General features: G+C 68.3%; 12 protein-coding genes. 8 read left to right on the top strand and 4 right to left on the bottom strand.

The annotated features are described in order from the left end of the window. Window positions 1-8: 8 nt before the first annotated feature. Both IT40_RS26735 and IT40_RS09990 read right to left on the bottom strand, forming a co-directional pair. A complete protein-coding gene (locus IT40_RS26735) occupies window positions 9-554 on the bottom strand; it encodes a hypothetical protein (RefSeq protein ID WP_052095850.1) in 546 nt (181 codons plus the stop codon). Then, window positions 551-1048 (bottom strand): hypothetical protein, encoded by a 498-nt coding sequence (locus IT40_RS09990; RefSeq protein ID WP_052095849.1) that lies wholly within the window; start codon window positions 1046-1048, stop codon window positions 551-553. Before IT40_RS09990 ends, IT40_RS26735 begins: the two co-directional genes overlap by 4 nt. Window positions 1049-1918: 870 nt before the next feature. Here IT40_RS09990 and IT40_RS09980 point away from each other — a divergent pair. The 6 genes from IT40_RS09980 to IT40_RS09960 all read left to right on the top strand — a co-directional run bounded on the left by IT40_RS09980 (window position 1919) and on the right by IT40_RS09960 (window position 6502). Beyond that, complete coding sequence (locus IT40_RS09980) at window positions 1919-2470, top strand: thioredoxin family protein (RefSeq protein WP_036754006.1); 552 nt, start codon at window positions 1919-1921, stop codon at window positions 2468-2470. Beyond that, window positions 2471-3154 carry a phosphoglycolate phosphatase gene (gene gph / locus IT40_RS09975; RefSeq protein WP_036754003.1) on the top strand — a complete coding sequence of 228 codons (684 nt, stop codon included), beginning with the start codon at window positions 2471-2473 and terminating at the stop codon, window positions 3152-3154. A 112-nt stretch (window positions 3155-3266) separates the two neighbouring features. Continuing rightward, window positions 3267-3695, top strand: coding sequence for a protein tyrosine phosphatase family protein (locus IT40_RS09970; RefSeq protein ID WP_036754001.1), 429 nt, complete (start codon window positions 3267-3269; stop codon window positions 3693-3695). A 42-nt stretch (window positions 3696-3737) separates the two neighbouring features. Further along, window positions 3738-3872 carry a hypothetical protein gene (locus tag IT40_RS30450; protein ID WP_255469680.1) on the top strand — a complete coding sequence of 45 codons (135 nt, stop codon included), beginning with the start codon at window positions 3738-3740 and terminating at the stop codon, window positions 3870-3872. A gap of 77 nt (window positions 3873-3949) precedes the next feature. Further along, the gene (gene typA / locus IT40_RS09965) at window positions 3950-5770 is read left to right on the top strand and encodes a translational GTPase TypA (RefSeq protein WP_036753998.1); all 1821 of its coding nucleotides are present in this window, start codon (window positions 3950-3952) and stop codon (window positions 5768-5770) included. A gap of 84 nt (window positions 5771-5854) precedes the next feature. Next, window positions 5855-6502: a TetR/AcrR family transcriptional regulator gene (locus tag IT40_RS09960; RefSeq protein ID WP_036754071.1), complete on the top strand. Its 648-nt coding sequence runs from the start codon at window positions 5855-5857 to the stop codon at window positions 6500-6502. Window positions 6503-6519: 17 nt separating this feature from the next. Here IT40_RS09960 and IT40_RS09955 read toward each other — a convergent pair whose 3' ends face one another. After that, window positions 6520-6843: a 2Fe-2S iron-sulfur cluster-binding protein gene (locus IT40_RS09955; RefSeq protein ID WP_024844753.1), complete on the bottom strand. Its 324-nt coding sequence runs from the start codon at window positions 6841-6843 to the stop codon at window positions 6520-6522. Between the two features lie 123 nt (window positions 6844-6966). Next, window positions 6967-8526 carry an exodeoxyribonuclease VII large subunit gene (gene xseA, locus IT40_RS09950; protein WP_036753994.1) on the bottom strand — a complete coding sequence of 520 codons (1560 nt, stop codon included), beginning with the start codon at window positions 8524-8526 and terminating at the stop codon, window positions 6967-6969. Window positions 8527-8636: 110 nt separating this feature from the next. On the opposite strand from xseA, the gene purD reads away from it, so the two are divergent. Continuing rightward, complete coding sequence (gene purD / locus IT40_RS09945) at window positions 8637-9899, top strand: phosphoribosylamine--glycine ligase (protein ID WP_036753992.1); 1263 nt, start codon at window positions 8637-8639, stop codon at window positions 9897-9899. A gap of 338 nt (window positions 9900-10237) precedes the next feature. Then, window positions 10238-11800 (top strand): 2-isopropylmalate synthase, encoded by a 1563-nt coding sequence (locus IT40_RS09940; RefSeq protein ID WP_036753989.1) that lies wholly within the window; start codon window positions 10238-10240, stop codon window positions 11798-11800.

Genomic DNA, 11800 nt, shown 5'->3' with positions numbered 1-11800 from the left:
GAGAGGTCTCATGGCTCGAACCGGATGATCGGCTGGCGCTCGGGCAGGGCCGGCGGGGCCAGGTGCAGGGCGCTGTCGAAAACCGCGGTGAAGCTGCCCGTCAACACCAGCGCGCCCCCCGCCACCTCGTCCTCGGGCAGCTCGAAGACCGCAACGGCGTGGTTGCCCAGGCCGGGCTGGAACCAGCGGCTTTCCAGCCCGCGCGGAATGTCCTCGGCGCGACGGGACAGCGCATAGCGCCGCCCGCTCGCGCCCTGCCAGACGGCGTCGAGGCGTTGCGAGATCCCAATGGCCTCGGCCTCGATCTCGGCGATCAGGAACACGCCGTCGCTGGCGCGGACCAGGTCGCGGCCATAGCGGCGAAAGGCGATGCGATCGGCCAGGCGCAGGCCGGTGAAGCGGGCGCGGAAGCTGCGCGCCTCGCCCGTCGCGCCCGCCGCGACGGCATTGGGAAACGGCTGCACGACGCTGTTGTAGTCGGGCGCGGTCTGCATCATCGCGCCCAGCAACGCGGCCCCGGCCAGCACGAGAGCGATGCTGCCGGCGCGGATCATGGCGCCCCCTCCGGGACCATGGACATGCGGGCGACAGGCTGGAACAGCAGCCAGCTCGCCTTGCCATAGAGATTGTCCCTGAGCTTGAAGGTCTGCCGGTGGAAGGTCAGCGAGACCGGGCCGGGCTGCCAGTCCGGCGGCACCTGCCAGGCCAGCGTCACCCGCTCGGCCAGGCGCGGATGCAGCTGCACCAGCAACTCGCCGTCGCGGTCCAGCGTGATCTCCGGCTCGGGCCAGGCGACGCCGCCGGCCGCAAGCGCGGGCGGGTGCGGCGGAAAGCCGAAGACGGCGACCTGGCTCTCTCCGGTCAGGTTCAGCAGCCGGGCGCGCAGCAGCAGCCGCTCGGGCTCGCCCTCGCGCCTGGGCGGTGCCAGCGTCAAGGCCAGCGGCGTGATCTCGACCCGGCCCAGATCGACCGGCTCGCCGGCCGCGACCTCGGGCGGATCCCGTGGCGCCCTTGCCTCCTCGACCTGGAGCCAGAGACCGACGAGCACCGCAGCCGCAACCCCGATCGAGGCGGCCAGTCGTAGCCTCAGACGCCGAAACAGAGAGGTCCGCCGCGTTTCCGTCATGCAGGGATTAAGGCCCAGGCCCCTGCGCCAACACAAGATTCATCGGCAGACGGTCGGCGGAATCCGGCCTTCCGGCATCGTCAACACGAGGCAGCGGGATGGCGTCGGGTCGCCGGATCGTCGCTGTCCAGCGAGACGACGGTAATGCCGGTCTTTGCGACAAAGGGGTTGTAATAGGCCTCTACCTGGTTGTGACCGTAGGTACCGCCCAGGACATGTCGGTCAGCCTACACAATGTGCTCCGGACGCTGGAAAACCCGCTCGAAGCCCTGCACCTGGCCGCCATATTAGCCGCCAGGATGCGTCGAGACTGATCCCAGCGAGAACCACGACCGCGCCTGTGCTTCCCAATGCGACGAAAAGAACCGCCTAGACGCGAACCTGGTGCACGGTAAGGTCTGCTTCCATGGACACCCCACCGGATGTCCTCTGGACAGCCAAGCGAGACATTGACCACGGGGGTCCGGCCGACCGTGCCCGTTCATCGAAGCTGAGATGCGAGGCCAAGAGGGCTTCTCCTTGAATTGCAACTGCCTGAAAACCATGGCTGGTCGCGATTCAAAATAGAATCCACCCCTTCTACATGAGCTTCACCCATAATCCGTATTATGTAAATAAAATCAGCCTAGAACCCAACCGCACAAGCCCATGCGACCTGCGACCTATTGGCCAGGTCCGGCGCAGGCACTTCCTTTCCGCTTTTCCGCATCATAGTCTGCCAGACGAATCCACCGCAAATTTCCACAGCCACCGCCCGCAAGACCCAGCGGCGGTCACGAGCAAGGAGAGCCCATGGCCGTTCGTCCTCCGGTTTGCGATTTCGGTGCCAGGGCGCCGGACTTCACCCTGCCTGATCCCGATGGGCGCATGTTCTCGTTCGGCGACATCGCCGGGCCGCGCGGCACGCTGGTCATGTTCATCTGCAACCATTGCCCCTATGTGCAGGCCGTCATCGACCGCATCCGGCGCGACGCCGCCGAATTGCAGCAGCTGGGCGTGGGCGTCGTGGCGATCTCGGCCAACGACGTCGGCGAATATCCCCAGGACGGGCCCGAGCAGATGAAGGCCGAGGCCCGGAAACACGGCTTCACCTTTCCTTATCTCTATGACGAAAGCCAGGATGTCGCGCGCGCCTATGGCGCCGAATGCACGCCGGATTTCTTCGGCTACAATGCCGCGGGCGAATTGCAGTATCGCGGCAGGCTGGACGCCTCGGGCCGCAATCCGGCACCGCCGGACGCCCCGCGCGAACTGTTCGCGGCCATGGCGCAGATCGCCGAAACCGGGCAGGGCCCGCGCGAACAGGTGGCCTCGATGGGTTGCTCGATCAAATGGAAGGCTTGAATGAACATCTGCTTTGCCCCCTGCCCCGTGGTTTTCGACCTTGACGGCACGCTGATCGACAGCGTGCCCGACATCCATGCCTGCGTGAACGCGGTCTTGCGCCTGCATGGCGTGGCGCCCCTGACGCTGGACCAGGTGCGCGGCTTCGTCGGCGGCGGCGTCGACCTGCTGTGGCGGCGCGTCATCGGCACCACCGCGCTGCCGGTCGAGGCGCATCGCGACCTCGTCGCCTCGTTCATGACCCGCTATCACGACGCGACCGGCCTGACCCGGCTTTATCCCAATGTCGCCGAGGCGCTGGGGATCCTGGCCGATCGCGGCTATCCCCTGGGGCTTTGCACCAACAAGCCGCTGGGGCCGACGCGGGCGATCCTGGACCATTTCGGCATCGCGCAGCTGTTCGGCGCCGTGGTGGGCGGCGATTCCCTGCCCCAGCGCAAGCCCGATCCGGCGCCCCTGCGCGCGGCCTTCGCCGGGCTGGGCGCCGACCCCGACAGGCTGCGCGGGGTCTATGTCGGCGACAGCGAATTCGACGAGGAATGCGCCAGCAACACCGGCGTGCCCTTCCTGCTATTCACCCGCGGCTATCGCAAGACCCCGGTCGAGCAGATGACGCATCACGGCACCTTCGACGATTTCGCCCACCTGCCGCTGCTGGTCGAAGAGACGTCCGCGGTCGGCTAGGCGCGGTCGGCTAGGCCCGTCCGGCGCCATGGCGCTTGACAGAACGGCAAAACGCAAGGAACCGTCGCCACATGCCGCCGTCGCGGCCCGACCGCAGCCAAGGGAACCCTGCATGGACCTTCGACAACTGACCCCCGACCTGGCCGTCGCGGCCCAGATCCGCCCCGAGGATCTGCCGGCCCTGGCCGAGGCCGGCTTTCGCGTGCTGATCAACAACCGCCCCGACGAAGAGGTCGGCCCGGACGAGGATCACGAGGCGATGCGCGCGGCGGCCGAGGCGGCGGGGATGGAATATCACTTCAACCCCTTCACCCCCGGCCAGATCACGCCGCAGATGATCTCGGCCCAGGCCGAGGCCCTGGCCACGCCCGGACCCAAGCTGGCCTATTGCCGGTCCGGCAACCGCTCGACCGTGCTCTGGGCACTGGCCCGCGCCGGGCAGGAGCCGGTTGCCGACCTGCTCGATACCGCGGCTCGGGCCGGCTACGACCTCTCGGGCATCCGGCCGCTCATCGAATCACTGGCCCCGCCGGATGCCTGATTGCCATCGGGCTGGAACCTTGGCCGCCGCGGCGGGTTTCCCATGCGACAGCCAGCGATCGGGCGGATATCCCGCCCGGCCGGCCCAGGGGAGGAATCCGTCATGAACTCGATCATCTATCTCGTCGGCCTTGTCGTCGTGGTGCTGTTCATCCTCGGGCTCCTGGGCCTGCGCTGACATCGGGCCTGCGATTGGCGCTGGCCTTTCGCGCCCCTCTGCGTTACCGGGGGCGCAAATTCTGAAAAAGGCCCCCTATGGACATCCGCAATATCGCGATCATCGCCCATGTCGACCATGGCAAGACGACCCTGGTCGATCAGCTTCTGAAGCAATCGGGCAGTTTCCGCGAAAACCAGGCCGTGGCCGAGCGGGTGATGGACAGCAACGACATCGAGCGCGAGCGCGGCATCACCATCCTGGCCAAGGCGACCTCGGTCGAGTGGAAGGGCACCCGCATCAATATCGTGGACACGCCCGGCCACGCCGATTTCGGCGGCGAGGTCGAGCGCATCCTGTCGATGGTCGATGGCGTCTGCCTGCTGGTCGATGCCGCCGAGGGCCCGATGCCGCAGACCAAGTTCGTGACCTCCAAGGCGCTCGCCCTGGGGCTGCGGCCCATCGTGGTGCTGAACAAGGTGGACAAGCCCGCCGCCGACCCGGACAAGGCGCTGGACGAGGTGTTCGACCTGTTCGCGAACCTGGGCGCAAGCGACGAACAGCTTGATTTCCCCCATCTTTACGCCTCAGGCATCGGCGGCTGGGCCGACGAGACGCTGGAAGGGCCGCGCAAGGACATGTCGGCACTGTTCGACCTGGTGCTGCGCCATGTCGAGGCGCCCAAGCAGATCGCGCGCCAGGACGAGCCCTTCCAGATGCTGGCGACCACGCTGGGCGCCGACCCGTTCATCGGCCGCATCCTGACCGGCCGGGTCGAGGCCGGCCGCGCCAAGGCCGGCGACACGATCAAGGCGCTGTCGCGCGACGGCGAGCGCATCGAGCAGTTCCGCATCTCGAAGGTGCTGGCCTTCCGCGGCCTGAACCAGCAGCCCATCGACGAGGCGGTGGCGGGCGACATCGTCACCATCGCCGGCATGTCGAAGGCGACCGTGGCCGATACGCTCTGCGCGCCCGAGGTGGAGACCCCCCTGCCCGCCCAGCCCATCGACCCGCCGACGATCAGCGTCACCTTCGGCATCAACGACAGCCCGCTGGCGGGCCGCGACGGCAACAAGGTGCAGTCGCGGGTGATTCGCGAACGGCTGATGAAAGAGGCCGAGACCAATGTCGCCATCAAGGTCGAGGACACGCCGGGCGGCGACGCCTTCGTCGTCTCGGGCCGCGGCGAATTGCAGATGGGCGTGCTGATCGAGAACATGCGCCGCGAGGGGTTCGAGCTGTCGATCTCGCGCCCGCGCGTGATCTTCCGCGACGAGGACGGCGTCCGGCTGGAGCCGATCGAGGAAGCCATCATCGACGTCGACGACGAATACACCGGCGCGGTCATCGACAAGCTGACCGGCGCCCGCAAGGGCGACCTGGTCGAGATGAAGCCCGCAGGCCATGGCAAGACCCGCATCGTCGCCCATGTGCCCTCGCGCGGGCTGATCGGCTATCAGGGCGAGTTCATGACCGACACCCGCGGCAACGGCGTGCTGAACCGCATCTTCCACAGCTGGGCGCCCTACAAGGGCCCGATCCAGGGCCGCCGGCAGGGCGTGCTGATTTCCATGGAGGACGGGGTTTCCGTCGCCTATGCGCTGTGGAACCTGGAAGAGCGCGGCAAGATGTTCATCGGCGCGCAGGAACAGGTCTACCAGGGCATGATCATCGGCGAGCATTCGCGCGACAACGACCTGGAAGTGAACCCGCTCAAGGGCAAGAAGCTGACCAACGTGCGCGCCTCGGGCACGGACGAGGCGGTGCGGCTGACGCCCCCGGTGCGCATGTCGCTGGAAGAGGCCATCGCCTATATCGACAATGACGAGCTGGTCGAGGTCACGCCGAAAAGCATCCGCCTGCGCAAGCGTCACCTGGACCCGCACGAACGCAAGCGCCAGTCCCGCGCCGAGGGTTGAGCTTCTTTCCGCCGCTTGGGATTACAGGCTTTCGCGGCGGAAAAACTCTGCTAGATTTGAGACGAATTGTTTCAGGAGCGGCTGATGGAAGGCCGGGGCAATATCTATCAAAGCTTGATCTTCGCCGCCCAGCAGCATCTGGAGGAAACCGGTCAGCTTCCCGTGGATCTCGCCGAGCTTGCCCCGCGCACCGAGGCGAGCGAGGACGAGATCCGCAGCATGTTCAGTTCGACCGAGGAACTGCATGAGGGGCTGATCTATCACGCCGTCACCCTGCTCAACGATGCGCTGCGCGAGGGCGTGATCCAGGCCAATACCAGCGACCCGATCGAACAGATGCATTCGATCGCCCACAGCTATCTGGGCTGGGCCGAGGCCAATCCGACGCTGTTCCGGCTTCTGGTCGATGGGCTTTGCGGCCCGATCAAGCCCGACAGCGCCTTGCATCGCTACACCAGCTCGATGCGCGACCTCTATCACCGCAAGCTGTCCGAGGCGCAGCGGCTGGGCATCCTGTCCCCCGATACCGACATCGAGATCTCGACCATGATGCTGCATTGCCTGGTCAAGGGCGGCAACATGATGTTCGTGACCCGCAGCACCGATCCCTGGTTCGACGGCGACGGCCGCTCGACGCGCGAACTTGCCGAACGGATATTCACCGAGTTCATGGGCAACCTGGTCCGGGCCAATGCGCCCGCATCCGCACCCGCCGCCAGCGAAAAGGCCTGAGCGGCGGGCCGGTCCGCTCAGATCTGGCGTTCGGGCAGGTTCACCACCAGGCCGTCGAGTTCCGGCGTCACCTTGATCTGGCAGGTCAGGCGCGAGCGCACCGGATCGGGCTGCCAGGCGAAGTCCAGCATGTCCTCTTCCATCGGATCCCTGGGCGGCAGCCGGTCCACCCATTCCGGCGCCACATAGACATGGCAGGTCGAACAGGCGCAGGCGCCGCCGCAATCCGCGTCGATGCCGGGTACGCCGTTGTCGCGCGCGCCCTCCATCACGGTCATGCCGGGTTTGACGTCGATTTCGTGGACGGTGCCGTTGTGCTCGATGTAAGTGATCTTGGCCATGGGTGCCTTCCTTGCGCTTCATGCCGCAGATAGGTCATCGCGCCGCCAGAGAAAAGCCCCGCCCGCGCGGCGGTTTCCCGCACCCGCCAGCGCCTGCCCGCACCTGCCCTCGGACCGGGCCGCCTAGAAAAGCGATTTCTGCCCCTTGGGTTCGGGCGGCTTGCGGGCGGGCTTTGCCGGGGGCGCGTCGGGGCGCGCCGCCAGCCGACCGTCCAGGAACTCGATCTCGAATCGCGGGGTCTGCGCCGCCTCGGCCGCCTGGGTCAGCAGGCCCGAGGGGCCATGCACGACGGCGAATCCGCGGCGCAGGGTCTCGCGATAGCCCAGCGTCTGGCGCAGGCGATCCAGCCGCTCCAGCGCCTCGCGGCGGGGCGGCAGCATGCGCGCGGCGGCAGCGGCAAGCCTTGCGGCCAGCCGGTCCAGCATGTCGCGGTCGCGCCGGGTCTGGCGCGCGGCATCGGCCAGCATCCGCGCGCGGGCACGCTCCAGCCGGTTGCCCAGCTCGGCCAGGCGCTCGGCCCGGCTCCGGCCAAGCCGCGCAAGGCAAAGCGGCAGCCGCTGCCCCTGCGCCTGCAACGCCTCGCGCCGGCTGCGCAGCATGGTGCGCAGCGCCGACAGCGACAGCGGCAGGGCGTTCAGCCGGTCGCGGCGGGCACGCACGAAACCGCGCAGCGCCGGCTCAAGCCGCTCGGCGAACAGGTCGAAGCGTTGCCGCGCCGGATCGGTCAGCGCCTGCGGCCGGCCAAGCGCGCGGCCCAGGTCGGTCAGCCGCTGGCGCTGGCGCTGGTTGCGGGCCTGGGCGGCGCGCATCATCCGGGCCCGGATCTCGGCCAGCCGGGCAGCCAGTTCGGCGCGCACCGGCACCGCCATCTCGGCCGCGGCGGTGGGCGTCGGCGCCCGGCGGTCCGAGGCGAAGTCGATCAGCGTGGTGTCGGTCTCGTGCCCCACGGCCGAGATCAGCGGGATCTCGCTGGCGGCGGCGGCACGGACCACCGCCTCCTCGTTGAAGCCCCACAGGTCTTCCAGGCTGCCGCCGCCGCGCGCGACGATGATCAGGTCGGGGCGCGGGATCGCCCCGCCCTGGGGCAGCGCGTTGAAGCCCTGGATCGCGGCCGTGACCTGCGGCGCGCAGCCCTCGCCCTGCACCGCCACCGGCCAGATCAGCACCCGCGTCGGGAAGCGGTCGCGGAGCCGGTGCAGGATGTCGCGGATCACTGCGCCCGAGGGCGAGGTGACGACGCCGATCACCCGCGGCAGATAGGGCAGCGGGCGCTTGCGCGATTCGTCGAACAGCCCCTCGGCCGCCAGCGCCTTGCGGCGCTTCTCCAGCATCATCATCAGCGCGCCGGCGCCGGCAGGCTCGATCTCCTCGACGATGAGCTGGTATTTCGACTGGCCGGGGAACGTCGTCAGCCGGCCGGTGGCGATGACCTCGATCCCCTCCTCGGGGCGGGTGGAGAGCCGCGCGGCCTGCCCCTTCCAGGTCACGGCGGCGATCACCGCGCGGTCGTCCTTGAGGTCGAAATAGACATGCCCCGACGAGGGGCGCGAGACGCGGCCGATCTCGCCGCGCACGCGGACGCGGCCGAACTCGCCCTCGAGCACGCGCTTCACCGCGCCCGAGATCTCGGAGACGGTGAATTCGTGGATATTGCTGGGGGCTGCGTCTTCGAAGAGTTCCATGTCCCCGGTTGTGGCGCGGGCCGCGGGCAGGATCAAGGGGCTTGGGGTATTGATCCGGCGCGGGCCAGTTCCTAGAAGGCGCGGGACCATTCGCAAAGGGGCCTTTCCGCATGAACATCCTGATCCTCGGCAGCGGCGGGCGCGAACATGCGCTGGCCTGGGCGATCCGGCAGAATCCGAAATGCGACCGGCTGTTCGTGGCGCCGGGCAATGCCGGGATGGAGCCGCTGGCGCGGCTGGCCGAGCTGGACATCCTGTCCGGCCCCGCCGTGATCGGCTTTTGCGAGGAAAACGCCATCGACCTGGTGGTGATCGGCCCCGAGGCGCCGCTGGCGGCCGGTGTCGCCGACGAATTGCGCGCGGCCGGCATCCTGGTCTTTGGCCCGTCCAGGGCGGCGGCGATGCTGGAGGCCTCGAAAAGCTTCACCAAGGAGGTCTGCGACGCCTGCGGCGCGCCGACCGCCGCCTGGGCGCGCTTCGACGCGGCCGAGCCGGCGCGCGCCTATATCCGCGGGAAAGGCGCGCCCATCGTCGTCAAGGCCGACGGGCTGGCCGCCGGCAAGGGCGTGACCGTGGCCATGACCGAGGACGAAGCCGTCGCCGCCGTCGACGACGCCTTCGGCGGCGCCTTCGGCGCGGCCGGGGCCGAGGTGGTGATCGAGGAGTTCATGGCCGGCGAGGAGGCGAGCTTCTTCGTCCTCTGCGACGGGACGGACTGCCTGCCCATCGGCACCGCCCAGGACCACAAGCGCGCCTTCGACGGCGATGCCGGGCCGAACACCGGCGGCATGGGCGCCTATTCCCCCGCCCCGGTGCTGACCCAAGACATCCAGGACCAGGTGATGGCCGAGATCGTGCGCCCCACCGTGGCCGAGATGGCGCGGCGCGGCACGCCCTTCCAGGGCGTGCTTTATGCCGGGCTGATGATCGAGGACGGCCGGGCGCGGCTGGTGGAATACAATGTCCGCTTCGGCGACCCGGAATGCCAGGTGCTGATGATGCGGCTGGGCGCGCAGGCGCTGGACCTGATCCTGGCCTGCGCCGAGGGCCGGCTCGGCAGGATGACGGTCAGCTGGGCCGACGACCACGCCCTGACCGTGGTGCTGGCCGCCAGGGGCTATCCCGGCAGCTATGAGAAGGGCAGCGTGATCCGCGGGCTGGATGCGCTGGCCGAGGACAGTTTCCGCATGGTCTTCCATGCCGGGACCGCGCGGAGTGACGGGCAGATCGTCGCCACCGGCGGCCGGGTGCTGGCCGCGACCGGGCGCGGCGCGACGCTGGCCGAGGCGCACGCCCGCGCCTATGCGCTTGTCGACGGCATCGACTGGCCAGAGGGCTTCTGCCGGCGCGACATCGGCTGGCGCGCGCTTTGAGCCGCCGCGCCAGCGGCACGGGGCGCATGGGTATTTGAAGAACGAAGAAGTTCGGGGGCGGTGCGGGGCGGCGGCGCCCCCCGAGGGTTTCGAGTCGGGAAAATGCCGGGGGCGTGTTTTTTGCCTTTCCAAGCCGGCGGGGCGGGTCTTATAGTCCGCGCCATGACTCGGATGCAGCAGATCATTGCCACGGCCCCGCACGCGCATGACCGCGCGCGCATCGCCGTGAACCGCCGCGGTCTCCTTCTTCTTACGCTGCGCTGAGCGGGTCTTCCGGGCCGCCGCTCAGTCAGGTTCGTGCCCGGTCTCCCGTGAGCACATGAAGAAGGATTCCCGAAATGACCGATCCGAACCGCGTATTGATCTTTGACACCACCCTGCGCGACGGCGAGCAATCGCCCGGCGCCACCATGAGCCATACCGAAAAGCTGGACATCGCCGAGATGCTGGACGAGATGGGCGTCGACATCATCGAGGCCGGTTTCCCCATCGCCTCGGAGGGCGATTTCGCCGCCGTTTCCGAAATCGCCAAGCGCGCGAAGAACGCGGTGATCTGCGGCCTGGCGCGGGCGCAGATCCCCGACATCGACCGCTGCTGGGAGGCGGTGAAGCACGCGAAGCACCCGCGCATCCACACCTTCATCGGCACCTCGCCCCTGCATCGCGCCATCCCCAACCTGGACATGGACCAGATGGCCGAGCGCATCCACGACACCGTGACCCATGCCCGCAACCTGTGCGACAACGTGCAATGGTCGGCCATGGACGCGACCCGGACCGAGCACGACTACCTGTGCCGGGTGGTCGAGATCGCCATCAGATGCGGCGCCACCACCATCAACATCCCCGATACCGTCGGCTATACCGCGCCGCGCGAATCCGCCGCGCTGATCCGCATGCTGCTGGAGCGGGTGCCGGGCGCGGACGGCGTCGTCTTCGCCACCCATTGCCACAACGACCTGGGCATGGCGACCGCGAACTCGCTGGCCGCGGTCGAGGCGGGCGCGCGCCAGGTCGAATGCACCATCAACGGTTTGGGCGAGCGCGCCGGCAACACCGCGCTGGAAGAGGTGGTGATGGCGCTGAAGGTGCGCCACGACATCATGCCCTATACCACCGGCATCGACACCACCCGGATCATGGGCTTGTCGCGTCGGGTGTCGCAGGCCTCGGGCTTCCTGGTGCAGCCGAACAAGGCGGTGGTGGGCAAGAACGCCTTCCTGCACGAATCCGGCATCCACCAGGACGGGGTGCTGAAGAACGTCGAGACCTTCGAGATCATGAAGCCCGCCGACATCGGCCTGAACGAGGCCAATATCGCCATGGGCAAGCATTCCGGCCGCGCCGCGCTGCGCGCCAAGCTGAAGGACCTGGGCTATGAGCTGGGCGACAACCAGTTGAAGGACGTCTTCGTCCGCTTCAAGGCCCTGGCCGACCGCAAGAAGGAGGTCTACGACGACGACCTGGTCGCGCTGGTCCAGGATGCGGCGGCCAATACCGAGGACGACCACCTGCAAGTCAAGCACCTGCGCGTAGTCTGCGGCAGCGACGGGCAATCGGCCGACCTGGTCCTGCTGGTCGGCGGCGAGGAAAAGGCCGTCCATGCCACCGGCGACGGCCCGGTCGATGCCTGTTTCAACGCCGTCAAGTCGATCTGGCCGCACCGGGCGCATCTGCAGCTCTACCAGGTCCATGCCGTGACCGAGGGCACCGATGCCCAGGCCACCGTCAGCGTGCGCATGGAGGAAGAGGGGCGCATCGCCACCGGCCAGGCCTCGGACACCGACACCATCCTGGCCAGCGTCAAGGCCTATGTGGGCGCGCTGAACCGGCTGAAGGTGCGTCGCGACATGGTCGGCGAAGGCGCCGACGCCAAGCAGGTCAGCATGTATTCGCACTGA

Source organism: Paracoccus versutus, assembly GCF_000763885.1.
Taxonomy (GTDB): Bacteria; Pseudomonadota; Alphaproteobacteria; order Rhodobacterales; family Rhodobacteraceae; genus Paracoccus; species Paracoccus versutus.
The sequence above is the reverse complement of the archived record's forward strand: the minus strand, read 5'-3'. Positions and strand labels throughout refer to the sequence as shown.